The sequence below is a fragment of the Flavobacterium sp. PL12 genome, from assembly GCF_039123485.1.
Taxonomy (GTDB): Bacteria; Bacteroidota; Bacteroidia; order Flavobacteriales; family Flavobacteriaceae; genus Flavobacterium; species Flavobacterium weaverense.
This window is the reverse complement of record NZ_JBANDI010000022.1, coordinates 22,062-48,746: the sequence shown is the minus strand read 5'-3', so window position 1 is coordinate 48,746 and position 26,685 is coordinate 22,062. Positions and strand designations below refer to the sequence as shown.

Below are 26,685 nucleotides of genomic sequence, written 5' to 3'. Positions count from 1 at the left end.
AATTAAACTCTGTAAAATCATGAACATAAATAAATTCACAATAAAATCTCAGGAAGCCATTCAGCTTTCACAACAATTGGCTCAAAGTCACGGCCAACAACAAATAGAAAATGAACATATTTTTAAGGCAATCTTTGAAGTCGATGAAAATGTTGCTCCTTTTTTATTAAAAAAGCTGAATGTTAATGTGCCACTGTTTATTCAAATATTAGAAAGTACTATTCAAAGTTTTCCAAAAGTTTCAGGTGGTGAAATAATGCTTTCACGCACTGCAAACACAACCTTAAATGATGCTGAAATTATTGCTCAGAAAATGAATGATGAATTCGTTTCTATTGAACACTTAGTTTTAGCAATTTTTGATTCGAAAACAAAAGCGGCACAAATATTAAAAGACCAAGGAGTTACTGGAAAAGGTTTGAAAGCCGCTATCCAAGAATTGCGAAAAGGTGAAAGAGTGACTTCTGCATCGGCTGAGGAAACTTACAATTCTTTAAATAAATACGCCAAAAATCTAAATGAATTAGCGCGCAATGGTAAACTTGATCCAGTTATTGGACGTGATGAAGAAATACGTCGTGTTTTGCAAATTTTGACGCGTAGAACTAAGAACAACCCTATGTTAGTGGGAGAACCTGGAGTAGGAAAAACTGCTATTGCTGAAGGTTTAGCACATAGAATTGTTGATGGCGATGTACCTGATAATTTAAAGGATAAAATCGTTTATTCTCTTGATATGGGAGCACTTATTGCTGGTGCTAAATTTAAAGGAGAATTTGAAGAACGATTAAAAGCCGTTGTAAAAGAGGTAACTTCTTCAGAAGGTGACATCGTATTATTTATTGATGAAATTCATACATTAGTTGGAGCTGGTGGTGGCGAAGGTGCAATGGATGCTGCTAATATTCTAAAACCTGCTTTAGCTCGTGGTGAACTTCGTGCTATTGGAGCAACAACATTAGACGAATATCAAAAATATTTTGAAAAAGATAAAGCTCTTGAAAGACGTTTCCAAAAAATAATTGTGGAAGAACCAGACACTGAAAGTGCTATTTCTATTTTGCGTGGAATTAAAGAAAAATACGAAACGCATCATAAAGTGCAAATTAAAGATGACGCTATTATTGCTGCTGTAGAACTATCGCAAAGGTATATAACGAATCGTTTTCTTCCAGACAAAGCGATTGACTTGATGGACGAAGCCGCTTCAAAACTTCGTATGGAAATCAATTCAAAACCTGAAGAATTGGATGTTTTGGATCGAAAAGTAATGCAATTAGAAATCGAAATTGAAGCGATTAAACGTGAAAAAGACGAAAGTAAGCTTAAGATTTTAGGAATGGATTTAGCAAACCTGAAAGAAGATCGCAACGAAATCTACGCTAAATGGAAATCTGAAAAAGATGTAGTTGATAATATTCAAGCGGTAAAAACAGAAATTGAAGACTTTAAATATGAAGCAGAACGCGCAGAACGTGATGGTGATTATGGAAAAGTAGCTGAAATTCGTTACGGAAAAATAAAAGAGGCACAAGAGCGGTTAGACATATTAGTTAAGGAATTACAAGAAAATCAATCTGGAACTTCATTGATAAAAGAGGAAGTGACTCGTGAGGATATTGCTGAAGTGGTAGCGAAATGGACTGGTATTCCAGTTATGAAAATGCTTCAAGGGGAACGTGAAAAACTACTAAAACTAGAAGATGAATTACATCAAAGAGTTGTAGGTCAAGAAGAAGCTATTGAAGCAGTAAGTGATGCAGTTCGCAGAAGTCGCGCTGGACTTCAAGATATGAAAAAACCTGTGGGAACTTTCCTTTTCTTGGGAACAACTGGAGTTGGAAAAACCGAATTGGCAAAAGCACTAGCCGAATATTTATTTGACGATGAAAATGCAATGACCCGAATTGATATGAGTGAATATCAGGAACGTCACAGCGTAAGCCGTTTAGTTGGTGCGCCTCCGGGATATGTTGGTTATGATGAAGGTGGACAATTAACTGAGGCCGTGCGCAGAAAACCGTACTCTGTTATTTTATTAGATGAAATTGAAAAAGCGCACCCTGATACTTTTAACATCTTATTGCAAGTTTTAGATGAAGGACGTTTAACTGATAACAAAGGAAGATTAGCAGATTTTAAAAACACAATAATTATAATGACTTCTAATATGGGAAGCCAAATTATTCAAGAGAAATTTGAAAATTTGAAAGGCGGTGTAGAAGCTGCGACCGAAGCTGCAAAGGTGGAAGTTTTAGCATTATTGAAACAGACCGTTCGACCAGAATTTATCAATCGTATAGATGAAATCGTAATGTTCACGCCGTTAACTACGGAGAACATTGCAAAGATTGTTGGCTTACAATTGAAAAGTGTTACTAAAATGTTAGCACTACAGGGAATTACTATGGATGCAACGCCGGAAGCGATTGCGTACTTGAGTGAGAAAGGTTACGATCCGCAATTCGGAGCTCGACCTGTTAAGAGAGTGATTCAGAGAGATGTTCTTAACGAACTTTCGAAAGAAATTCTGGGTGGAAAAATAACTACAGATAGTATTGTTTTAATAGACGCTTTTGATGGAAAACTAGTTTTTAGAAATCAAACTGAGTTAGTTAATTAAATAAAAAAAAATTTGCCAAAGCGCTGAGCTTTGGCAAAGTTTTTCATAATCGTCAGATGAAAGTCTGGCGATTTTTTTATTTTACGTAATAATGTCTTCCTAAAATAATTTATGAATTCTATGGATTGGGATCATTACTCCCTGCTTCAATAAAACATTTTTATCTGTCACCGCCCACACAGTAGTATCGACTACTTTTTTTGATTCAATATCTTCAAAGAAAATTTTGATTTTAGAATGCTCTAAATTACCTAGAGAAAGTGCTCTATTAATTTCACCTATTCGGGTTTTAATTTCGGTAACATCGTCAAGAACGTCTGTTGATGGAAATTTAAGAAGAGCGATATCTTCTTTATCTATGGAAATGAAATCTTCGGTCATAATTTAATATTTTAATTAATTTTATTTTATCTGACAATTTTAAAAATCATCGCTTTTTTTACACAATAATAACCTACAAAATTAAAGCTTACTTCCTTTCTTAATGCCAATATTATATTAATTTAACAAATGAATAATTTAGCTTAATTCTACCGTAAAGCTACTTATTTAAAGGAAAAAAATATAAATTTTGTTAACTTTTTTTTCAGGCTATCTTCTTCCAAATACTGAGCTTAAAAAACTAAATAAAGCTATGCCTATTTTTTACTCATTATTAAATTCACTATTTTTGCTGTTAAATTTTTAGTCATGCCAAATAAGAAATACAAAATAGCAGTTATCCAACTGAACCTTAACGATATTGCTGAAAACAATTTAAAAAAATGTTTAAGTTGGGTTCGTGATGCAGCTAAACTTGGTGCCGAAGTTATTTCGTTGCCAGAACTTTACAGCAGTCATTATTTCTGCCAAAGTGAGGACGTAGACAATTTTGCATTAGCAGAACCATTGTATAGCACATCGTTTATTGCGTTCAGCGCATTAGCAAAAGAGTTGGGAGTAGTTATTATTGTGCCTTTCTTCGAAAAAAGAATGGCTGGAATCTATCATAATAGCGCCTACATTATCGATACTGATGGATCTGAAGCAGGATTATATAGAAAAATGCATATTCCAGATGACCCTCATTTCTACGAAAAATTTTACTTTACTCCTGGAGATTTAGGATTTAAATCAATACCAACTCAGAAAGGAAAAATTGGAACTTTAATTTGTTGGGATCAATGGTATCCAGAAGCTGCAAGAATTACAGCTCTTAAAGGTGCTGAAGTTTTATTTTATCCAACAGCAATTGGATGGCATCCCGGAGAAAAAGAGCAATATGGTGAAAACCAATATGGAGCTTGGATGAATGTTATGAAGGGACACGCTGTTGCTAACGGTGTTTATGTTGCTGCTGCAAATAGAATTGGTTTAGAGCAATATTTACCAAATACAGATGGAATTCAGTTCTGGGGTGCTTCGTTTATTGCGGGACCACAAGGCGAAATTTTGGCGCAAGCCTCACACGATAAAGAAGAGATTCTTATCGCGGAAGTTGATCTAGATCTACAAGAAAATGTTCGTCAGAATTGGCCATTTTTTAGAGACAGAAGAATTGACGCTTTTGGGGATATTACTAAAAGAGCAATAGATTAATTATGAGCACAATTAATAGAAGATTTCCTGCGGAGTGGGAAAAACAACAAGGTGTTTTACTTTGCTTTCCTCACAATGGTAACGATTGGCCAGGAAAATACGAAGCTGTTAAATGGGCTTTTGTCGAATTTATCAAAAAAGTAGCTACGTTCGAAGAAGTATTTTTGATGGTTGCTGATGAGAATCAAAAAGAAAAAGTTAATGTATTGCTTGAAACTGCTCACGTTGATCTGAGCAAAGTTTCTTATGTTATTCAAAAAACGAATAGAAGTTGGATGCGTGATTCGGGACCGATTATCGTAAAAAACGGAACTGAAAGAGAAGCACTAAATTTTAATTTTAATGGTTGGGCAAAGTATAAAAACATACAGCTAGATAAACATGTTCCCAATACAGTAGGAGAATTTCTAAACATTCCTGTTACGCAAGTGATGTATAAAGGAAAACCGGTAATTGTAGAGGGTGGAGCCATTGATAGCAACGGAAGAGGTACATTACTTACATCAGAAGAATGTTTAATGCATCCAAATATTCAAGTACGTAATCCAAATTTCACTAAAAAGGATTACGAAGCAGTATTTAAAGAATATCTTGGTATTACTAATGTAATTTGGCTAGGCGACGGTGTTGAAGGTGATGATACTCACGGACATATTGATGACTTGTGCCGTTTTGTTAATGAAGATACCATTGTTACAATTGTAGAAACAGATCCAAAAGATCACAATTACAAACCGTTGCAAGATAATTTAAAAAGATTGCAGAACGCTAAACTTGAAGATGGTAAATCTCCAACAATTGTAGTTTTACCTATGCCTAAACGTGTAGACTTCGAAGGATTGAGATTACCAGCGAGTTACGCCAATTTCTTGATTTTAAATAACTCAGTACTTGTTCCTACATTCAATGATTCAAATGATAGAGTTGCTTTAAATATACTATCTGAATGTTTTCCTGATAGAGAAATCATTGGTATTAGTTGTACTGATTTTATATGGGGTTTTGGAACATTGCATTGCTTAAGCCAGCAAATTCCTGAATAAAGACAGAGGAATTACAAATTCTGAGATAAAAAAAAGACTTGTAGATATAATATCTACAAGTCTTTTTTATTTGAGGTTTTAAATATTATTTATCTCTCGAAAATTCTATCTTTTTACCATCTGATGTAAGCATATTAAATCCATTTAGATTGTCGTTGAATTCAAATTTAAGACCTGCTTGTTTTGATTCAAAAGTATTTTTACCAATAGGCTCAACTGAAAAGCTAGGGTAATTAGTTATTGACGCAGTCAAAGCACCATTTTTCTCAGTAAAAGTTATTTTTAAAGGTGCCATTTTAGTAGAATAAACTCCTAAATAACCATCTAAAATAATATCTTTTTCAAGCAAACCTTTATCAGCTGTCCAAATGTTATTTGCAGTATTGCTATCTGGTAAAATGTGGTCAGGATCAATAGTGATACTTTCAATTTCTTCTGTCGAATCATGTTTGAAAGACCACGTTTTATTTTTCTGCCATACTTCTACTGGTAAATTTAAACGAGTAATTTTTCCAGTTTTAGTTTTCACATCTATAGCTACAGGCATAGCCATTTTTTCGAAGTTTTCTATTGTAATAACGATACCTTGTTTTGGATCATTCTTAACGTACTTCATACTATTTATTCCTTGATCTAAACGCCAGTTGTATTGAAACCAACCTCTCCAAAACCAACTTAAATCTTCACCCGCAACGTTCTCAATAGTTCTAAAGAAATCATCTGGCATAGGGTGTTTGTAAGCCCAACGATCAATATACGTTCTTAACGCTCTATCAAAACGTTCCTCGCCTAATATGTGTTCGCGCAAAATAATAAGTCCTGAACTTGGTTTTGCATATGCAAGAACACCAATGTTAGCTTCCTTCATATTATCAGGAGAACTCATTATCGTTTCCAGATTAGGACTTGTGTAATATTCTGCTCTTTGATGCATATCTGCATTTGGTTCTTTGTACTCACCATTATTAAAATCAGCAGAACTAACAGAATTTAAGAACGTATTGAAACCTTCGTCCATCCACCCAAATACTCTTTCATTTGAACCAACAATCATAGGAAACCAGATATGACCAAATTCGTGATCAGTAACTCCCCATAAATCAGCTCCTTTTGATTCCCAACTACAGAAAACAATACCAGGATACTCCATTCCACCTTCATTTCCGGCCACATTTGTAGCTACTGGATAAGGATATTCCATCCATCTTTTAGAGTAGTTTTCTATAGAACCTTTTGTATATTCAGTTGAACGTCCCCATGCATCATTGCCTGCGCTTTCTACTGGATAAGCTGACAATGCTAGCGATTTCTTACCACTTGGTAAATTAATTTTAGCACCATCTAATATAAATGCTGCTGAAGATGCCCATGATACATCACGAGAATTTTTCATCTTAAAGTTCCAAGTTTTTGTTGTTGCAGAAACATTTTTTGATGTTTTCTCAACTTCATCTGCAGTACGAATAAAAACAGTTTTATCACTTTGTTTTGCTTGCGATAAACGTTTTTGCTCTTCTGCAGTGTATACAGCTGTAGGATTTAATAATTCACCTGAACTCACAACAATATGATTTGCAGGAGCAGTAATACTTACATCAAAATCACCGTATTCTAAATAAAATTCGGAAGCTCCTAAATAAGGATTTGTATTCCATCCTTTTATATCGTCATAAACACACATTCTAGGATACCATTGTGCGATTGTAAATATTTTTCCATTTTTTGTTTCTAAAACTCCCGTTCTATCAGAACCTTCTAATGGAGAGATATAAGAAAAATCAATTTTTATCTTAACTTTTCCACCTTTAGAATTAAGTTCTTGCGGAAGAAAAACTTGCATTCTTGTATCAGTAATTAAGTATTTAGCTTCAGTTTCTGTAGTCTTTCCTTTAACTGTGCTAACTACTTTGACAGATTTTATTTTATGACCACCGTCAAAAATTTGACCTCTTGCTCCATTGCGACTTCCAGTTAACGGAACAATTTCATTTCCACGAGAGTCTGCTTTAAATAAATTTTGATCTAAGTGCATCCAAACAAAGTTCATTTTATCAGGACTATTGTTTGTATACGTAATTACACCTGATCCAACGATCTCATTAGTAGCCTCATTTAATTTGGCCGTCAATTTGTAGTCGGCTCTGTTTTGCCAATACTCTGCTCCTGGCTGTCCACTTGCTGAACGAGTACTTGTGCCGTTGTTCGAATAAAAAAACGGTGCAAATGCATCATGATAATTGTAATTAGAAACAGGATTTGTTGAAGTGCTTTTCGGGCTTTGCTGTGCCCATGTAGAGGTAATTCCCAATAATAAAGTCAGATGCAAAATGACTCTTAAGCGAATGTTTTTCATTTTTATAAATTTAATTACCAAATTAATGAAAAATATTCTTAATCTCAGATTATAATTAAATGTTTGAATTAGAATTAGGAAATTTTTATGAAAAATTCAATTGTCATATAGTATCTAGTGATTAAAATTTAAAATATATTTACATCTTAAACGTATTACTATTTTTACAAATTATAATTTTGGATATAACTATTAAAAACTCGCAGTTAACAGCAACTATAAAAAGCCTTGGTGCTGAATTATGTTCCTTGAAAGACAAATCAGAAAGAGAGTATATATGGGAGGGCGATCCTAAATTTTGGGGAAAACACTCTCCTATTCTATTTCCGATTGTTGGTACCTTAGCTAATGACTCCTATACTCTTGACAATAAGATTTATCATATGTTTCGACATGGATTTGCGAGAGAAATGATGTTTGATATTAAAGAGCAAAAAGAAGATCAAGTTGTTTTTTCGTTACAATCTTCTGAAGAAACTTTTAAATTATATCCTTTTGAATTTGAACTACTAATAAGCTATACTTTAAATAACAATTCTTTAAGTGTTGAATACAAAATTATTAATAATAGTAAGGTAGATTTACCTTTTTCAATTGGAGCACATCCTGCATTTGCTTTACCATCTGCATTTGAAAGCTATTCTGTTAAATTCGAAAAACAGGAGTTATTAAAATATTTTCTTTTACAAGACAATCTGATTTCAGATGAAACAGAAAATTTAGAATTGGAAAACAAAGAACTAAGCTTAAATTATGACTTATTTAAAAATGACGCATTAGTTTTTAAAACGATGCAGTCTAAATCATTAACGATTTTACAAAATGAAGTGCCTTTTTTAAAAGTTCATTTTAAAGATTTTCCAAGTTTAGGATTATGGACCAAATTAGATGCTCCTTTTCTATGTATCGAACCTTGGTTTGGTTATTCAGATACTAAGGAATGTAATGGAAATCTTTATGAGAAAGAAGGTATTGTGGTTTTAAAAAACGATGCAGTTTTTCATTCACAATTCACTATTGAAATCCTAAAATAAATAAAGCATGTTGACTGTAAATTTTAACCCTTTCCACAATCTCGAAACAGAACGTTTAATTTTAAGACGTGTTAATAGTAATGATATTAAAGAAGTTTTAGCGTTGCGCTCTAATGCTGAAACTATGAAATATATTCCGCGACCATTACTTAAAAATGATGAAGACGCGCTTGCCCACATTGCAATGATTGATGAAAAAATTGAAAGCAATGAAGGTATCAATTGGGCCATAACTATCAAAGGAGATCCAAGACTAATAGGTGTAATTGGTCACTATCGAATAAAAAACGAACACTACCGCGCCGAGATTGGATACATGATTCTTCCAGAATATAATGGAAGAGGTATTGTAACTGAAGCTGTAAGAGAAGCAGTTAAATATGGATTTGAAGTCATGAAATTACATTCTATCGAAGCGATTATTGAACCTGATAATTTGGCTTCAGCAAAAGTTTTAGAAAAAAATGGATTTATAAAAGAAGTACATTTAAAAGAGAATGAGTTTTATGATGGTCGTTTTATTGATAGTGTTATTTACTCTATCCTAAACAAAAAATAGAAAAACTAACATTATTCTCTACATTTGTGATAGCGGAATTTATACATAAAAAGCTACCTAAAGTACAACTATGAAAAAAATATACATTGCATTTTTCCTTATTTTATCTTTTTTATCGAATGCACAAACTTATATAAAAGCGAATGTCTTCACTACTTTATTAACAATGCCTAATGTTGGTTTTGAGACTAGCATTGGCGAAAAATCCACCATAAATGTTGATGTTATCACATCTTTATGGAAATCAGTAAATGGGATTCCAAGACAGTTTCTAACTTTTACTCCTGAATATCGCTACCATTTTACAGGAAAATACAATGGTTTTTATTTAGGAGCGCATATTGGCGCTAGTATCTACAATTTCCAAAAATGGAATTATATAAACACTGATTATTATGAGAAGGGAGTTGGTTATTTTATTGGGTCAACTATTGGATATCAAGTAAAGCTTAATGATAAATTTATGTTGGATTGTTTCTTAGGCGGTGGTTGGCACCAAGGTTTTTATAAGGGATACGAAATAAGTACAGGAAATCGATACGACAAGGCCGTCAATTTTAATAAAAGTGGTGAATGGTTTCCTTATCGAGGAGGAATTATGGTTTCCTATAAATTAAACTAAGATAATTTAGGTAAAGACTTAATATACAGCTCTTCTACTTGCTTTCTAGCCCAATCTGTTTTGCGAAGAAATGTCAGAGAAGATTTCACACTAGGATTATCAGTAAAGCATTTGATTTTTATCAATTCGCTTAAAGTATCAAATCCATAATGCGCCACTAATTGCTCAACAATTTTTGATAAAGTGATTCCGTGAAGTGGATCTTTTGATTTTAAATTTTCCATTTTGCAAATATATAAAATCGACAACTAACAAATTTTAAAATAAGTTTAAATGAAAAAGTATTTATTAATTATAGCTCTTTTTGTTTTGCAAACTATCTTTAGTCAGAACAATACAAGTACTTATTATTTTATCCGTCATGGAGAAAAAATTGATAATTCTAAAAATCCAGATTTATCTAAAAGTGGATATGAAAGAGCCATAATGTGGAATGATTTATTTGCTGACATACAGTTTGATGTAATTTATTCCACTGATTATAAAAGAACAATACAAACGGTTTCACCTACAGCGTTAAGCAAAAATATTAGCATCACCAAGTATAATCCGAAAGCTACTGAAACTTTTAAAAAAGATAATTTAGGAAAAAAAGTCCTGATCGTGGGTCACAGCAACACAATACCTAGTTTTGTAAATCAAATTATTGGTCAAAAAAAATATTCTGACATTGAAGATGATGTTTTTGGTAACTTATATATTGTCACTCTATTGGACGACAATGTTAGCTCTCAATTATTAAAACTAAAGTAAGCAGTAATTATACTTATAGCTAAATTCTTTTAAGACCTAATTAGCATTCAATATTATTAATATTTTCTTTTTTATCCTACCTTTGCCACACTATGTTAAAAACAATAAATATATTCAATAAAAGGGCAAAATTCGACTACGAAATAATCGAAACATTTACTGCTGGAATTGTGTTAGCTGGAACTGAAATCAAATCTATACGATTAGGGAAAGCTAATATAACGGAGAGTTTTTGCGAATTTAGCAATAACGAACTTTTTGCTATTAACACCTACATTGAAGAATATACTTTTGGTAACCAATTCAACCATAAAGCTAGAAGCGAACGTAAACTGCTTTTAAATAAAAAAGAACTGAAAGGTTTATTGAAAAGTGTGCAAGCCAAAGGATTGACAATCGTTCCTCTAAAATTGTTTACCAATGAAAAAGGATTGGCAAAACTTCAAATTGGTCTTTGTAAAGGAAAGAAAACCTACGACAAGCGTGAATCTTTAAAAGAACAAGATACCAAAAGAGACCTCGATAGAATCAAAAAAGCATTTTAAATTACATTTAAAAAGAGTAAAGTATTTATTTTAACTATAAAAAATGACTAAATTTGTCAAGACAATTTAATCAAGTCCTAAAATGAAAATGCTTCTTAAAAATGCTAGAGAAAAAAAAGGTCTCAAAACCAGAGAAGTGGCTCAACTTTTAGGGATTGATCAAGCTTTAATAAGTAAATTTGAAAGTGGCTCTCGAAAACCTACACGAGATCAAGTGATAAAACTAGCTTCATTACTAGAAATAGATTTAGAAACAATAATGGTCGCTTGGCTAAAAGAAAAAATTCTTTATGAAATTGGTCAAGATGAATTTGCTTTAAAAGCGCTAATAATTGCTGAACAAGAAATTAGACACCAAAGTAAGTCAACGACTAAAAAATTATCTTTAGCCTTACAGAAATTATTACATGAAATTGACGGTCTAAAAGCAAAACTAGATACTTTCCGTCAATATGATAGTTATCGGATTGCTCAAGCATTAGACCTAGAGTATACTTTTGAAAGCAATCGAATAGAGGGAAATACAATGACACTTCGCGAAACTGATTTAGTCATCAATGAAGGTTTGACTATTTCTGGTAAAAGCATGCGCGAGCATTTGGAAGCAATTAATCATCAAGAAGCAATTGCTTTTATAAAAGATGTAGTGCGAAAAAACACACCGCTACATGAGCGCGAAGTTTTATCCATACACAATCTAATTTTGAGAGGTATTCATCCTCAAGACGCTGGCAGCTACAGAAAAGTACAAGTAATGATCAAAGGAAGCACTTACATGCCGCCACAACCGTATATGATTGCTAAGGAAATGGAGGTTTTTTTTATATGGTATGAAACTAACAAAAATAAAATTCATCCTATTGTTTTAGCTGCTGAAATGCACGAGCGTTTAGTAACTATTCATCCATTTATTGATGGAAACGGAAGGACTTCACGCTTAGTAATGAATTTGATTTTATTGCAACATGGCTATATAATTGCCAATATCAAAGGTGATTATGAAAGTAGAATGCAGTACTATCAATCACTTGAAACTGCTCAAACTAAAAACAACAAAGACGATTTCATTCTTTTTATCGCTCAAATGGAAAAAGAAAGTTTAGAGCGCTACATTAGTATTATTGGTCAATAATTAACAATTTTATAAAGCCCTTCTTTTGGGAAGGGTTTAGGATGGTACTTAATTTTTATGTTCTAATAAAGGAACGAATCGGAATTCTCCAAATTCATGTTTCTCAAATTGAGTTTCGCTGACTCTAATTAACAAAGTCATAATCTGCACCTCTTCTCCTAAAGGAATTACGAGCCTTCCTCCCACTTTTAATTGTGCCATTAACGGTTGCGGAATAAACGGAGCTCCTGCAGTTACAATAATACTGTCAAATGGCGCGTATCCTGGTAAACCTTTGTAACCATCACCAAAAGAAATATGCTTTGGTCGAATGTTAAGCTTTGGAAATAAATTAGAAGTTTTCTTAAACAACTCATTTTGTCTTTCAATACTAAACACTTTGGCACCCATACTGCACAAAACAGCAGTTTGATATCCAGAACCTGTTCCTATTTCTAATATTTTGTGCTCTTTTTTAACTTCTAATAATTGGGATTGAAAAGCTACAGTGTAAGGTTGCGAAATAGTTTGTCCAGCTCCTATTGGAAATGCTTTGTCTTGATACGCATAATCTTCAAAACTAGAGTTCAAAAACAAATGCCTTGGTATTTTTTTTATAGCCTCCAAAACACTTTTGTCAGTAATACCTTTTTGTTCTAAAAGACTTACTAATTGATTCCGAAGTCCTTGATGTTTGGCTGTATCTTTCAAAATTTGATATTATTTTTTTGGTAAAAATAGAGGTAATTAAAGCAATAAGCAAGTAGCAAATTACAGATGAATTTATTATGATTTCAATAGAATTCGTTATTTTAAAAAATTGAATTTTAATTTTTATTCCTATTTTTGTAGAAAGAACATCATTATGCTAAAAATTGGAGTATTGGGTGCGGGCCACCTAGGAAAAATACATTTGCGCTTATTACAACAATCCGAAAAATATGAATTAGTGGGTTTTTACGACCCTAACCAAGAGAACGCTGAAAAAGTTGCTAAAGAATTTGGCTATAAACATTTCAGCACTATAGCTACTCTAATTCATGCCGTTGATGTAATTGATATTGTTACCCCTACTCTTTCTCATTACAAATGCGCTAAGGTTGCAATTAAATCTGGCAAACATGTATTTATAGAGAAACCAATTTCAAATACTGTCGAAGAAGCTGACGAAATAATCGCTTTGGCAATTGAGTATAATGTAAAAGGTCAAGTTGGTCATGTGGAGCGATTTAACCCAGCTTTTATCGCCACTAAAAATATGATTGATAATCCAATGTTTATAGAAGCGCATCGTTTAGCTGAATTTAATCCACGTGGAACTGATGTTCCTGTCGTTTTAGATTTGATGATTCATGATATAGATGCAATTTTAAGCGTTGTAAAATCTAAAGTTAAAAATATTAGCGCTAGCGGTGTTTCTGTTATTAGCGATACGCCTGATATTGCTAACGCTCGCATAGAGTTTGAAAACGGATGTGTAGCGAACTTAACAGCGAGTAGAATTTCGATGAAAAACATGCGCAAGTCCCGATTTTTTCAAAAAGATGCTTACATCTCTGTAGATTTTCTGGAAAAGAAATGCGAAGTTGTAAAAATGAAAGATGCGCCAGAAATTCCTGGTGATTTTGATATGATTTTGCAAAATGCCGAAGGTGTGAAAAAGCAAATTTATTTCTCTAATCCTGATGTTGAGCAAAATAATGCAATCTTGGATGAATTAGAATCTTTTGCAGACGCTATTACTAATGATACCACTCCTGTTGTTACATTAGAGCAAGCTACTGAAGCCTTGAGGGTAGCATATAGAATAATCGACTGTTTCAACAAATAATATTAAAGAACACTATTCAAATATTTTAAAAAAAATAAGAATGAAAACAATTGCAGTTATTGGTGCAGGAACAATGGGTAACGGAATTGCTCATACATTTGCGCAAAGTGGTTTCACGGTTAAACTAATTGACGTCTCTGAAAAATCATTAGATAAAGGAATGGCAACAATCGCAGCTAATCTTGACAGAATGCTTTCAAAAGGAACAATTACTCAAGAAGATAAGGCTAAAACGATCACAAATATTATCACTTACACTGATATAAAAGATGGTGTTGTAGGAGCTGATCTGGTTGTGGAGGCGGCAACTGAAAATGTAGAATTAAAATTAAATATTTTTAAGCAGTTAAACGAAGCATGTTCACACGACACGATTTTAGCTACCAATACTTCTTCAATTTCAATTACTCAAATAGGATCTGTTGTTTCGCATCCTGAGCGCGTTATTGGTATGCACTTTATGAATCCAGTGCCAATAATGAAATTAGTAGAGATTATTCGCGGATACAACACTTCAAATGAAGTGACTAAAACGATAATGGAGCTATCCGAAAAATTAGGCAAAACTCCTGTTGAAGTAAACGACTATCCTGGATTTGTTGCTAATAGAATTTTGATGCCTATGATAAATGAAGCAATTGAAACCTTGTATAACAAAGTTGCAGGCGTTTATGAAATCGATACAGTAATGAAACTTGGAATGGGTCACCCAATGGGCCCCTTACAACTTGCTGATTTTATTGGACTTGATGTATGTCTAGCAATCTTGAACGTAATGTATGATGGATTTAAAAACCCAAAATACGCGCCTTGCCCATTATTAGTAAATATGGTTCGCGCAGGAAAACTAGGTGTTAAATCTGGAGAAGGCTTCTACGATTACTCAGAGAGTAAAAAAGCAGAAAAAATCTCGAAACAATTTATATAATTTTTCAATTTTAAATGTCGAAAGCCTATGTGTTAATTTACAAAGGCTTCCGACATTTATTTTTTACTTTCCAAAAATTATGGCTAAAATATTTCCTTTTCAAGCAGTTCGACCTACTCGCGATAAAGTGTGCTTAGTAACCTGTCGCTCGTATGAAGAATATGTAAATGCAGAATTAGCCGCGCAATTAGACTTTAATCCATTGTCTTTTTTACATATTTTAAAACCTGCTTACACCAATCAGGAAACTGTTTCTTTCGAAAAAAGATACAAGCAAGTACATCAAAAATATCAAGATTTTAAAAATGAAATTATTCTAATAAAGGATAAAAAACCTGCGATATATATTCATAAAATTGTAACTAAAACGCACTCTTTTACTGGAATTATAGTGGGGACTAGCGTTAAAGATTATTGCAATAATATAATCAAAAAGCACGAAGATATTCTTGAGTTCCGAGTTCAACTACTTAAAGATTATATGAAGTTTTCAGAGTTTAATACAGAACCCGTGTTAATGACGTATCCCGATAACAAAACGATCGAAAACTGGATTTTCAACTGTTGCCACAAACTTGCTGATTTTGAATTTTCTACTACTAAAAAAGAAATTCATTATTTGTGGAAAATTGAAGATACATTAGAAATTAATTGGCTACAAAATATATTTGAAAAAACAGAAAGTCTTTATATAGCAGACGGTCATCACAGAACTGAAGCTTTAAAACTACTCTCTGAAGAGAATTCTGAAAACACTTCTCAAGATCATATTTTGAGTTATCTAATTTCGGAAAACAATGTTAAGATATACGAATTCAATCGTTTAATAAAAGATCTTAATGGATTTTCTAAAAGTGATTTTATTATGGAACTCGCGAAGGATTTTAAAATTGAAAATAAATTTCAACAACCTTTCCAACCTTTAAAAAAACATCAATTTGGAATGTATCTCGATAATGAATTTTATAGTTTAGAATTAAAGAAGGATGCTGATTTATTGGAAACTGCACTAGAGACATTAGATACACAAATTTTGTATAAAAAAGTGCTTTTACCGCTTTTAGGAATAGAAGATTTACGAAATGATGAAAGAATTGAATACCTTTCAGGAAAGCAATCTATTTTAGAAGTCAAGAATAAAATTGATCAAGGCGAGTTTGAAGTTGGTTTTTTATTATATCCTTCAAACATTGGAGAAATAAAAGCATTAGCAGATGCCAATCAAATTATGCCTCCTAAAAGCACATTTATAGAGCCCAAATTTAGAAGCGGATTAGTTATCTATGAGTTCTAAAATGAAATTAATAATATAATTAAAAGATTAAAAAATGTCAATAGCTGAAAATTTACTTTCAATAAAATCTACTTTACCGGAGCACGTTACACTTGTTGCTGTTTCTAAGACTAAACCTGTTTCCGACTTGATGCAAGCCTATGATGCTGGTCAGCGTATTTTTGGAGAAAATAAAATACAAGAAATGGCTGAAAAATGGGAAGAGATGCCAAAAGATATTCAATGGCAAATGATAGGCCATGTACAATCTAATAAAGTTAAATTTATGGCGCCTTTTGTAAATTTAATTCATGGAGTGGATAGCCTAAAGTTATTGCAGGAAATTGACAAGCAAGCTAAAAAGAACGATCGGACAATTGATTGTTTGTTACAAATTCATATCGCTGAAGAAGAGACTAAGTTTGGATTAAATGAAGAAGAACTAAAAGAACTGCTATGTTCAACAACATTTCACGAAATGAAAAATATTAAAGTAAGTGGCATAATGGGAATGGCAACATTTACTGATAATAAAGAACAAATAAAAAAAGAGTTTACCCATTTAAAATCAATTTTTGATAAACTACAAGATTCAAAAGAAGATAACCTTCAACCCAAAACGCTCTCTATGGGTATGTCAGGAGATTATCAGATTGCAATTGACTGCGGAAGTACAATGGTTCGAATAGGAAGTAGTATCTTTGGCGGGAGAAATTGATTGATGACTTGATAATTAAATTACTGATGTGAGATTTTAGAAATTTGATTTTTTAGAAGAATTAGTAATCATCAATTACTAGAAACTCATAAAGTAAAACTGAACACTGAATACTGAAATTTGTACGCAATACTCGACATAGAAACCACTGGAGGACAATTTAACGAAGAGGGAATCACTGAAATCGCCATTTATAAATTTGATGGGCATGAAGTTGTGGACCAATTCATTAGTTTAGTGAATCCTGAAATTCCGATTCAACCTTTTGTGGTTAAGCTAACTGGTATTAATAATGCCATGTTGAGTTCAGCTCCTAAGTTTTTTGAAGTAGCTAAGCGAATTATAGAAATTACCACAAATTGTGTTATTGTAGCACACAATGCATCATTTGATTATCGAATCCTAAGAACAGAATTTAGACGATTAGGATACGACTTTCAAGCTCGAACACTTTGCACCGTAGAATTATCAAAAAAATTATTACCAGAACAACCTTCTCATAGTTTAGGAAAACTAGTTCGCGCTCTTGGAATTCCAATGGCAGATCGGCATAGAGCAAGTGGTGATGCGCTTGCAACTATCAAACTGTTTAAGATTTTACTTGAAAAAGACTTAGAAAAAGAAATTGTAAAGGACTTTATCAAGTTAGAAGTAGAGAAAGGAATTGCTCCAAAATTACGAGATTTAATCTCGAGCTTACCTTCAACTACGGGAGTGTATTACATTCACAATGAGAAAGGTAATTTAATATATATTGGGAAAAGTCGAAATATAAAAAAGCGCATCAATCAACATTTTACAGGCACATCAGCAAAATGTAAAAAAATTCAAGCGCAGGTTTACACCGTAACTTATGATGAGACTGGAAGCGAATTGATAGCATTATTGAAGGAAAGCGAAGAGATAAAAGTAAATAAACCAATTTTAAATAGAGCGCAGCGCAAAAGCGTATTTCAATCTGCGCTATACGCGGAAAAAGATGAAAAGGGATATATAAATCTTCGAATACAAAAAGCTGACGGTAGAAAAAGAGAGATTACTTCTTTTGCCTCATTGCAAGAAGCTAAGAATGCATTGTTCAGAATTACTTCCCATTATAATTTGTGTCAGAAATTAACGGGATTATATGAAACGAAAACAAGTTGCTTTCAGTATAGTATAAAAGAGTGCGATGGTGCTTGTATTGGTGCTGTATCGCCCGAAGTATACAATGCACGAGTACAAGAGTTTATAGAAAAAAATACTTTTGAAAATCAAAATATGATTTTGATTGATAAAGGTAGAGGCATTAGCGAAAGATCGGCGGTTTTAATTGAAAACGGAATCTATAAAGGGTACGCTTTCTATGATTTAAACTACCAAATCAATAACATCGAAATATTAAGAAATATTATTATTCCGATGCAAAACAATCGAGACACAAAGAATATTATTCAAGGGCACATTAGAAAAAGTAAAACATTAAAAACCTTAAAATTTTAAGCGTATATTAATTAATAAAAAATTTATGGAAAGAATGAAGTCAAGATTTGACACCTTCAGACAAAAAGTAAATATCATAATATACGGAACTAATACAGCTTACGGTCGTTTATTTGATCTAGTACTTTTAGGTGTTATTGTGGTAAGTGTAATAATTGTGATGCTGGAAACAGTAAAAGGTTTTGATCAGAAGTACCATGTAGAGCTACTTGTTTTAGAGTGGATTATAACTATTTTTTTTACTATTGAATACATTCTTCGTATTATTTCAATTAAAAAACCAATACGCTATATCTTTAGTTTTTATGGAATAATTGACTTGTTAGCGACATTACCGATGTATTTCTCCCTGTTTTTTGCAGGTGCAAGTGTACTATCCGTTTTACGAGCAGTGCGTCTTTTAAGATTATTCAAAATTTTAAAACATCCTAAATTTTCAAATCAATCTAGCCACTTACATCAAGCGTTAGTGGCTAGTAAAGGGAAAATTCTTATTTTTATGTACTTCATGTTAGTTAGTAGCGTTATTATTGGCTCGCTAATGTATGTTGTAGAAGGAAGTCAAGGAGCGTTTACTAGTATACCCGTTAGTATTTACTGGACAATAGTAACTTTAACAACCGTTGGTTACGGAGATATTTCCCCTGCAACTCCTTTAGGACAATCAATTGCGTCGATAGTGATGATAATGGGATATGGAATCATTGCAGTGCCAACAGGGATAGTTTCGGCTGAATTTGCTAGTTTTAATTTTAAAAAATCAATACCGGAGAGAGTTAATCCATGCCCAAATTGTGGAGTGGACGGACATGAATTTAATGCGAAATACTGCAATAATTGCGGTGAAGCACTATAATTTAATAACTTGAAGCTAATCCAGCTATATACTTCAACTCCTCATCTTTGCAGTAAATTTTCTAATATTTAAAAAAGCTTCCTCTGATCGCTCTTTTAAACTAAGAAAATTAAACTATAAAATTCCGGGGTTTCCACTTCTATCTGGGCTAAAACATATGAAATATCTAATTACAATAGTAGGACCAACAGCAATAGGAAAAACTTCTTGGAGTATCATTTTGGCCAAACATTTCAATTGCGAAATTGTTTCCTGCGATAGCCGACAGTTTTTTAAAGAAATGACTTTAGGTACAGCGGTTCCAAACGATTTGGAATTGGCAGCCGCGAAACATCACTTCATTCAAAATAAATCGATATTCGAGAATTACACCGTTGGTGATTTTGAAAAGGAGGCTATTACTAAATTAGATGAATTGTTTCGAACAAATGACTACGCTATATTAGTTGGCGGATCCGGTTTATATGTAGATGCAGTTCTTAAAGGTTTTGATGAATTTCCAGATATAGATATTGAAGTTAGATCAGCAGTGAATTCTAGCTACGAAAAATTAGGTATTGGTTACTTGCAAAGTCAATTACTCGATTTAGATCCACAATATTACAATACGCTTTTACAGGAAAATCCGCAAACCTTACAAAACCCTCAAAGAATGATGCGATTTGTAGAAGTTTGCATCGGAGCTGGGAATCCCTATTCTTCTTATTTAAATCAGAAGCAAAAGATTCGCAACTTCACTCCTATTTTAATTGGATTAGAAGCAGACAGGAAGATAATTTACGACCGAATAAATAGGCGTGTCGATATTATGATGAACGAAGGATTACTTATTGAAGCTAAAAAATTATATCCCAATAAAGATTTAAATGCACTTCAAACAGTGGGTTACAGAGAGCTTTTTAGCTATTTTAATAATGAAATTTCACTTGATTTTGCGATTGAGGAAATTAAAAAAAACACAAGACGTTTTTCTAAACGACAATTGACCTGGTTTGAAAGGAATAGTGATACAAAATGGTTTGATTACGAAACTAAAGTGGACGAATTGATAACTTATATAAAATCCTTTAAATAGATAAAAGAAGTTAGAAAATTCAAATTCTCAAATAAAAACTATATATGCCTATAGCACCTAATTTCACTTCAGTATTAAGCAAAGATTGGAATATTAACTTTACGCAATGTGCGCCAAACGGCTATCTAAAATATACTGATTTATGCAATCTTTTACAACTAACCGCTGCAGCTCATTCGGAAATAGGTGGAATTAGCTTTATGGATATGCAGGAATTTGATCAGGCTTGGGTTTTAAGTCGGATGCGTGTTGAAATCACCAAGCTTCCTAAATCAGGAGATATTGTAACTGTGACAACTTGGATAAATTCTCTTGAAAATTCACGATCTGTTCGTGCTCTCGAAATGCATTTAAATGGTGAAAAGATTATTGGCTCAGAAACGTTTTGGGCAGTTTTTAATACAAAAAGACGTCGTCCAGAAGCCTTGGCAATTCCTTTCGAGCACTTTGAATTATATCCGGAACGAAAAGCTACAAATGAAGGTTTTTCTAAAATAAGTTTAAATAACGAAAAGGAAATAGTGTTTGAAAAAACAGTATTCTTGTCTGATTTAGATATTGTGAATCACGTGAATAACGTAAAATATTTAGAATGGTGTCTGGATTTAGCTGACGATAACTTAATTTTAAATCAGAAAATGAAAAGTTTTGAGATGAACTTTTTGAGAGAGTTATCATTAAAAGATACTGTTGTAATTCACGAGAGTATTGAAGACAATGAAACCGTATTTAGCATTACAAAAGAAGAAAAAATTAGCTTTGCTTTACAATTGAACTGGAAGTAGAATTTCTATATTTCTAATAAAACCTAGCCCCGATGGTAACAACATCCTTTTTCTTGCTGCGATAGCAAAAAGAAAAAGATATAGTGGAAAGCGGGAAATAGCTCCAAAAAAAAAGGCTCCAATTTCTTGAAGCCTTCTCTACTCTATTATACTGTTTTCTTGTTTTTAACGACTAATCTAAAACCTTCTCCGTGAATGTTTAAGATTTCGACATCTTCATCAAGTTTTAAATACTTTCTCAACTTAGCGATATAAACATCCATACTTCTTGAAGTAAAATAGTTGTCATCTCTCCATATTTTTGTCAACGCTAATTCTCTTGGCATTAAGTCATTTTCATGAAGAATAAGCATTTTAAGCAACTCATTCTCTTTAGGTGATAACTTTATTGGCTCTTCGTTATTGAAGGTCAAGAAACGCAACTTTGAATTTAAATGAAATTTTCCAATGTTGAACTCAAACTGAACTTGTTCAGCCTTAGTATCAGAAGATTTTCTTTGAATTATTGCTTTAATTTTCATCAACAATACCTCTGAATCAAATGGTTTGTTCAAATAATCATCAGCACCTGCTTTGTATCCTTTTAAAACGTCTTCCTTCATTGATTTAGCAGTTAGGAAAATGATAGGCACTTCATTATTTTTCTCTCTGATTTCCTTCGCTAATGTGTATCCATCTTTGTACGGCATCATCACATCCAGAATACATAGATCAAAAGTATCTTTTTTGAATTTTTCAAATCCTTCCATTCCGTTCTTAGCTAGAGTAACGTCAAAGTCATTTAACATTAAATAGTCTTTTAATACTGCTCCAAAATTAAGATCGTCTTCTACAAGAAGTATTTTTTTATTTACATTTTCCATATACTAATTTATTAGTGGTAATTTTATTATGAAGGTACTTCCTTTTCCCTTTTCACTTTCTACATAAACTTGACCGTTGTGGTCATCAACAATTCTTTTTACATACGCTAAACCTAAACCGTGTCCTTTGACATTGTGTATGTCTCCTGTATGTTCTCTATAAAATTTTTCAAAAATTCTTTTTTGAGCTATCTTACTCATTCCTAAACCTTTATCTTTAATTTTTACAATAATCATATCCTTGATATTCTCGGTAAAAATTTCGATTTCAGGAATATTCGGAGAATACTTAATTGCATTCTCTAAAATATTTACAATCACATTCGTAAAATGCACGTCATTAATCAATACTGTATTTCTTAAAGCATCAAAATGAGTTGTAATTGTTCCCTCTCTATCTTCTAAAATTAAATTAACATGCTCAACCGCATCATTTATCACATCATGAACATTATGCGACTCCTTAATTATGTCTAATTCTTTTTTCTCTAATTTTGAGATACGCAACACATTTTCTACTTGTGCATGCATACGCTTATTCTCATCCTTAATCATTTGAAGGTATCGCAAAACCTTTTCCTTGTCATCAATTATTTTTGGATTTCTAATGGCATCCAAAGCTAAATTAATAGTCGCAATAGGAGTTTTAAACTCGTGCGTCATATTATTTATAAAGTCATTCTTTATCTCAGATATTTGTCTCTGTCTAATTAATTGATTTAATGCGCTTGTATAAGCTATTAAAATAATCAATGTAAAAACTATTGAAAGAATAGTGATACTAACTAACTCTGATAGTAAAAATTTCTTTTTGTAAGGAAATGTTACTAATAATTGATATTTACTATTTCCTTCATTGTCAGAAAAAATTGGAATTGAATAAGTAGCATCTTTATCGTATTTAAAATCATTAGATTTTACTTTTGTTGCTAGATTATTACTGTAAATACTAAATTCAAATTTAGTATTCACACCAGATTCTTCTAATTCCTTTCTAATAAGTTTGCTTAATACTTCCTTAGTAACACGATCTTGTATAGGTAACACTGAAGCAAAATCTTTATAGTAAATTTCGAATGATGCGTTGTCAAGGACATCTAAATTACCCATCTTTTCAACTCTAACATCTGGGATCAAACTTTTTGACACACTCGATTTATCAACAGAATTATCATTATATACTTCTGTTACACGCTTAGAACTAAAACTTCTAAACTTTTCGCTATCAAATTTTTTATCAAAGAACGTGGGCGAAATTTTAAAATCTTCAGCTGTTATACTGTTTGAATAAACTATTGTTTTATTCGTTTTAAGATTTTTTTGAATATATGTAAACTTTGTTATTTCGTCCTTTTGAGGCATTTTTCCCGTACTATCCTTAATACGATTTATTTTATCATAAAAATTATAGGCTTCCTGTTTCTGAATCTTATCAGCGACATTGCCAATGACTTGCTTTACATGAAACTTAAATTGCTCATCGTTATTCTTGAAAGAAGTATTAAACCAATACACCTGAACAAGAATGATCCCAATTAGGGATAAACTCATCAACAAAACAAGTAATCTAAAAAAAAGTTTATTCATCGAAACAAAATTAGTATTTTAACAATATATTAAATAATACATTAACCAAACATTAACACCAAACACTCTTATTGTCTTTTCTCTAAAATTTTAAGAATTTCTTCTGCTTTTTGTTTAGCCTTCTCAAGTGAGATATTTTCTATAACAAAATCGCTTTTGGAAATTCGCTGCTCATCAGTCCATTGCGCTTCCATCCTTTTTAATATAAGTTCGCGAGTGATTTTATCGCGCTTCATCACGCGCTCAATCCTAATGTCCACTGGCGCTGTAACCGCTATCACAAAGTCACAATTTTTATAACTCCCGCTTTCAAACAAAATTGCTGCCTCATATATTACAAATGAATTTGATTGATGCTGCAGTAACCAATTCTTGAAATGACTTTTTACCGCAGGGTGAACAATTGCGTTCAATATTTGTAATTTTTCAGGATTATCAAATACGATTTTAGCCAATTTCTCTCTAACGAGAATATCGTTTTCAAAAATTGATTCTCCAAAAGCGTCTTTTATGGAATTTACTATCTCTACAGACTGCATTAATTTCCGAGCTTCATCATCAGCGATATAAAGCGGAATACCAAAAGAATGAAAGTAATTAGCAATCGTTGTTTTACCGCTTCCTATTCCACCTGTCAATCCAATAATTTTAGTCATAACTATATTTTGAAAAATAATTCTGGAAAAGCTTCTTGCGGTTTTTGTTTTAAAATAATAACTTTAAAGTAGGATTTCATAAATCCAGTTCCGTATCCATAAAATTGATTCCAAACGGCGATGAGCGATAAATAACCAATTTTAATACTCTTATTCTGGTAAGAGGACACCAAGAACAATACCAAAAAGTAAACAAAGTACAGTTGCAGTAAATAATCAAAATTATAAAACAACATTAAAAATATAGATACTATCAGTCCTATTAAAAATGCAGAAGGAAAGAAAAAAGTTAATTTATTATATTTTGGGTACCAACTGTTCAATATAGGTCTCGCTTTACCAAATTTGTTTACCTGTGTAGAAAACTTCTGCCAATCTATTCTTCTCTTATGGTATACATACGCAGTTGGAAAGAGTTTAGTTTCAAAACCTAAATTCCATAATCGAATTGTTAAGTCGGGATCTTCTCCTGGATGGATATTTCCAAAGCCGTGAGATGCTTCAAAAGCTTTTTTAGACAATCCCATATTAAAACTTCGAGGTTGAAACTTGTCTAATTTTTCTGAACCACCTCTAATTCCTCCTGTTGTAAGGAAAGAAGTCATAGCAAAATTAATCGCTTTTTGGATATCTGAAAAGCTATCTAGTGCTCTGTCCGGACCTCCAAAACAGTCCACATAATTTTGCTTCAAAGCCTTATCGACTTCAACTAAATAGTTAGATGGAATAATGCAATCAGAATCAAAAATGATAAAATAATCACCACGCGCTTTTCTCATTCCATAATTGCGCGAGTCACCAGGTCCTGAATTTTCCTTAAAGTAATAGGAGATTGTTAAACGATCGCTGTATTTTTCTGCCACATCGTTACACAATAAAGTGGAACCATCTTCAACAAGTACGATTTCGAAAATGTCTTTATAAGTAGATTGTGCTAAACTTTCCAACAGTTCATCCACTTCATCTGGACGATTATAAACAGGTATTATTAAGGAGAAAAACATAAATTGGATTGGGTATTATTTTATTTTTTAGACTTCAAAAATTTTAACAAATGTAATCTTTATCCATAAAAAAACCACCAACTAAAAGTTGATGGTTTTAAAATATTTTTAGACATTATTTCTATATTCCTTTAAGAAGAATATTAAATAATTATGCAATACTTTCAATATTTACTAGTTCATTCGCGTCAGCTTTATAATCTACACCATCAACATCAAAACCAAATAAATTATAAAAATCTTTTCTATACCCTTCTAAGTCACCTAATTCAGATAGGTTTTCAGTTACTGCTTCAGCCCACAACATAGCAATTTTTGCTTGTACATCAGCTCGCATTTCTAAATCGTCTACACGAATCCTACCTTTCTCATCTACAGGAACTTCATTTCCTGTAAACAATCTTTCTTGGTACAAACGTTGGATTTGCTCAATACAACCTTCGTGAATTCCTTCTTCTTTCATTATTTTGTACAATAAAGAAATATATAAAGGAATAACTGGAATTGCAGAACTCGCTTGAGTTACTAATGCTTTATTTACAGATACAAAAGCCTTACCATCAATGTCAGCAAGTTTTTCGGTAATAGCAAAAGCTGTAGCTTCGAGATGATCTTTAGCTCTTCCTATCGTACCTTTTCTATAAACTGCCTCTGTTAAAGATGGCCCGATGTAAGAGTAAGCAACAGTGGTAGCTCCAGGAGCTAATAAGTTTTGAGCTTTTAATGCTTCAATCCACATCAACCAGTCTTCTCCACCCATTACAGCGACTGTGTTTTCAATATCGTCACCACTACTTGGTTGAATAGAAATGTCGGAAACTTTACCGGAGTGAAAATCAACCGTTTTATTTGTAAAAACGTCTCCAATAGGTTTCAAAACGGAACGATGCAATACTGCAGTTTCAGGATTCATACGAACTGGTGATGCTAAACTGTAGATAATTAAGTCTACTTGTCCTAGATCAGCTTTTATTAAATCTAATGTTTGTTTTTTAATTTCATGTGAAAAAGCATCTCCATTTATACTTTTAGCATACAAACCTGCTTTGTGAGCTTCAGTTTCAAATGCAGCAGAATTGTACCAACCTGGAGAAGCAGTTTTTCCTTCTGATGGTTCTTTTTCAAAGAACACACCAATTGTAGCAGCATCACAACCAAAAGCACTTGTGATTCTAGATGCTAATCCAAAACCTGTTGACGCTCCAATTACCAATACTTTTTTTGCGCCATCAATAGCACCCTTTGATTTTATATATTCTATCTGATTTTTAACATTTTGTGCGCATCCGTCTGGGTGAGATGTCGTACAAATAAATCCTCTCATTCTAGGTTCTATAATCATATTTGGTATTCTTTAAATTTAATATTTTATATGTATTTTTAAATTCTTATATTTTTTTTGCCAA

Annotated in this window: 26 protein-coding genes; 17 read left to right on the top strand and 9 right to left on the bottom strand. The window is 32.5% G+C overall.

Going from position 1 to position 26,685, the window contains the following annotated elements:
• The first annotated feature begins 19 nt into the window (after positions 1–19).
• Positions 20–2,623 carry an ATP-dependent chaperone ClpB gene (clpB, locus tag RCH19_RS11090; protein WP_343023273.1) on the top strand — a complete coding sequence of 868 codons (2,604 nt, stop codon included), beginning with the start codon at positions 20–22 and terminating at the stop codon, positions 2,621–2,623.
• 99 nt (positions 2,624–2,722) lie between these two features.
• On the opposite strand, the gene RCH19_RS11085 is transcribed toward clpB, so the two are convergent.
• The gene (locus tag RCH19_RS11085) at positions 2,723–3,004 is read right to left on the bottom strand and encodes a hypothetical protein (protein ID WP_121925336.1); all 282 of its coding nucleotides are present in this window, start codon (positions 3,002–3,004) and stop codon (positions 2,723–2,725) included.
• A 309-nt stretch (positions 3,005–3,313) separates the two neighbouring features.
• On the opposite strand from RCH19_RS11085, the gene RCH19_RS11080 reads away from it, so the two are divergent.
• Positions 3,314–4,201, top strand: coding sequence for a carbon-nitrogen hydrolase (locus RCH19_RS11080; protein ID WP_343023272.1), 888 nt, complete (start codon positions 3,314–3,316; stop codon positions 4,199–4,201).
• Positions 4,202–4,203: 2 nt separating this feature from the next.
• The gene (locus tag RCH19_RS11075; protein ID WP_343023271.1) at positions 4,204–5,244 is read left to right on the top strand and encodes an agmatine deiminase family protein; all 1,041 of its coding nucleotides are present in this window, start codon (positions 4,204–4,206) and stop codon (positions 5,242–5,244) included.
• 85 nt (positions 5,245–5,329) lie between these two features.
• Here RCH19_RS11075 and RCH19_RS11070 read toward each other — a convergent pair whose 3' ends face one another.
• The gene (locus tag RCH19_RS11070; RefSeq protein ID WP_343023270.1) at positions 5,330–7,597 is read right to left on the bottom strand and encodes a M1 family metallopeptidase; all 2,268 of its coding nucleotides are present in this window, start codon (positions 7,595–7,597) and stop codon (positions 5,330–5,332) included.
• 179 nt (positions 7,598–7,776) lie between these two features.
• On the opposite strand from RCH19_RS11070, the gene RCH19_RS11065 reads away from it, so the two are divergent.
• From RCH19_RS11065 to RCH19_RS11055, 3 genes are all read left to right on the top strand, one after another.
• Positions 7,777–8,631, top strand: a complete 855-nt coding sequence (locus tag RCH19_RS11065) for an aldose 1-epimerase family protein (protein WP_343023269.1) — start codon at positions 7,777–7,779, stop codon at positions 8,629–8,631.
• A 7-nt stretch (positions 8,632–8,638) separates the two neighbouring features.
• The gene (locus tag RCH19_RS11060; RefSeq protein ID WP_343023268.1) at positions 8,639–9,190 is read left to right on the top strand and encodes a GNAT family N-acetyltransferase; all 552 of its coding nucleotides are present in this window, start codon (positions 8,639–8,641) and stop codon (positions 9,188–9,190) included.
• 70 nt (positions 9,191–9,260) lie between these two features.
• Positions 9,261–9,812, top strand: coding sequence for a DUF3575 domain-containing protein (locus tag RCH19_RS11055; RefSeq protein WP_343023267.1), 552 nt, complete (start codon positions 9,261–9,263; stop codon positions 9,810–9,812).
• Here RCH19_RS11055 and RCH19_RS11050 read toward each other — a convergent pair.
• The gene (locus RCH19_RS11050) at positions 9,809–10,036 is read right to left on the bottom strand and encodes a VF530 family protein (RefSeq protein WP_121925343.1); all 228 of its coding nucleotides are present in this window, start codon (positions 10,034–10,036) and stop codon (positions 9,809–9,811) included. The two genes, RCH19_RS11055 and RCH19_RS11050, sit on opposite strands and share 4 nt — an antisense overlap.
• Positions 10,037–10,085: 49 nt before the next feature.
• Between RCH19_RS11050 and RCH19_RS11045 the strand changes: the two genes are divergently transcribed.
• The 3 genes from RCH19_RS11045 (at position 10,086) to RCH19_RS11035 (ending at position 12,242) form a co-directional block, all read left to right on the top strand.
• Entirely contained in the window at positions 10,086–10,565 is a 480-nt protein-coding gene (locus tag RCH19_RS11045) for a phosphoglycerate mutase family protein (protein ID WP_343023266.1), read from the top strand.
• Positions 10,566–10,657: 92 nt separating this feature from the next.
• A complete protein-coding gene (gene smpB, locus RCH19_RS11040; RefSeq protein WP_073017636.1) occupies positions 10,658–11,110 on the top strand; it encodes an SsrA-binding protein SmpB in 453 nt (150 codons plus the stop codon).
• An 82-nt stretch (positions 11,111–11,192) separates the two neighbouring features.
• Positions 11,193–12,242, top strand: coding sequence for a Fic family protein (locus tag RCH19_RS11035; protein WP_343023265.1), 1,050 nt, complete (start codon positions 11,193–11,195; stop codon positions 12,240–12,242).
• 48 nt (positions 12,243–12,290) lie between these two features.
• On the opposite strand, the gene RCH19_RS11030 is transcribed toward RCH19_RS11035, so the two are convergent.
• The gene (locus RCH19_RS11030) at positions 12,291–12,932 is read right to left on the bottom strand and encodes a protein-L-isoaspartate(D-aspartate) O-methyltransferase (RefSeq protein WP_343023264.1); all 642 of its coding nucleotides are present in this window, start codon (positions 12,930–12,932) and stop codon (positions 12,291–12,293) included.
• A 154-nt stretch (positions 12,933–13,086) separates the two neighbouring features.
• Here RCH19_RS11030 and RCH19_RS11025 point away from each other — a divergent pair, with 154 nt between their 5' ends.
• The 8 genes from RCH19_RS11025 (at position 13,087) to RCH19_RS10990 (ending at position 21,169) form a co-directional block, all read left to right on the top strand.
• Entirely contained in the window at positions 13,087–14,052 is a 966-nt protein-coding gene (locus RCH19_RS11025; protein ID WP_343023263.1) for a Gfo/Idh/MocA family oxidoreductase, read from the top strand.
• A gap of 40 nt (positions 14,053–14,092) precedes the next feature.
• Positions 14,093–14,980, top strand: a complete 888-nt coding sequence (locus RCH19_RS11020; protein WP_343023262.1) for a 3-hydroxybutyryl-CoA dehydrogenase — start codon at positions 14,093–14,095, stop codon at positions 14,978–14,980.
• Positions 14,981–15,059: 79 nt separating this feature from the next.
• Complete coding sequence (locus RCH19_RS11015; protein ID WP_343023261.1) at positions 15,060–16,274, top strand: DUF1015 domain-containing protein; 1,215 nt, start codon at positions 15,060–15,062, stop codon at positions 16,272–16,274.
• Positions 16,275–16,308: 34 nt separating this feature from the next.
• Complete coding sequence (locus RCH19_RS11010) at positions 16,309–16,971, top strand: YggS family pyridoxal phosphate-dependent enzyme (protein ID WP_343023260.1); 663 nt, start codon at positions 16,309–16,311, stop codon at positions 16,969–16,971.
• 120 nt (positions 16,972–17,091) lie between these two features.
• Complete coding sequence (locus tag RCH19_RS11005) at positions 17,092–18,453, top strand: exonuclease domain-containing protein (protein WP_343023259.1); 1,362 nt, start codon at positions 17,092–17,094, stop codon at positions 18,451–18,453.
• A 25-nt stretch (positions 18,454–18,478) separates the two neighbouring features.
• Positions 18,479–19,309 carry an ion transporter gene (locus tag RCH19_RS11000; protein WP_343023258.1) on the top strand — a complete coding sequence of 277 codons (831 nt, stop codon included), beginning with the start codon at positions 18,479–18,481 and terminating at the stop codon, positions 19,307–19,309.
• 157 nt (positions 19,310–19,466) lie between these two features.
• Positions 19,467–20,384 (top strand): tRNA (adenosine(37)-N6)-dimethylallyltransferase MiaA, encoded by a 918-nt coding sequence (gene miaA / locus RCH19_RS10995; protein WP_343023257.1) that lies wholly within the window; start codon positions 19,467–19,469, stop codon positions 20,382–20,384.
• A 44-nt stretch (positions 20,385–20,428) separates the two neighbouring features.
• Entirely contained in the window at positions 20,429–21,169 is a 741-nt protein-coding gene (locus tag RCH19_RS10990) for an acyl-ACP thioesterase domain-containing protein (RefSeq protein ID WP_343023256.1), read from the top strand.
• 146 nt (positions 21,170–21,315) lie between these two features.
• On the opposite strand, the gene RCH19_RS10985 is transcribed toward RCH19_RS10990, so the two are convergent.
• The 5 genes from RCH19_RS10985 to fabV form a co-directional block, all read right to left on the bottom strand.
• Positions 21,316–22,032 (bottom strand): response regulator transcription factor, encoded by a 717-nt coding sequence (locus RCH19_RS10985; protein ID WP_343023255.1) that lies wholly within the window; start codon positions 22,030–22,032, stop codon positions 21,316–21,318.
• A gap of 3 nt (positions 22,033–22,035) precedes the next feature.
• On the bottom strand, positions 22,036–23,619 hold the full coding sequence (locus tag RCH19_RS10980; protein WP_121925357.1) for a HAMP domain-containing sensor histidine kinase: 1,584 nt from the start codon (positions 23,617–23,619) through the stop codon (positions 22,036–22,038).
• A gap of 68 nt (positions 23,620–23,687) precedes the next feature.
• A complete protein-coding gene (gene coaE, locus RCH19_RS10975) occupies positions 23,688–24,275 on the bottom strand; it encodes a dephospho-CoA kinase (RefSeq protein ID WP_343023254.1) in 588 nt (195 codons plus the stop codon).
• A 2-nt stretch (positions 24,276–24,277) separates the two neighbouring features.
• Complete coding sequence (locus tag RCH19_RS10970; protein WP_343023253.1) at positions 24,278–25,279, bottom strand: glycosyltransferase; 1,002 nt, start codon at positions 25,277–25,279, stop codon at positions 24,278–24,280.
• A gap of 151 nt (positions 25,280–25,430) precedes the next feature.
• Positions 25,431–26,621: an enoyl-ACP reductase FabV gene (gene fabV / locus RCH19_RS10965; protein ID WP_343023252.1), complete on the bottom strand. Its 1,191-nt coding sequence runs from the start codon at positions 26,619–26,621 to the stop codon at positions 25,431–25,433.
• Between the last annotated feature and the right edge of the window lie 64 nt (positions 26,622–26,685).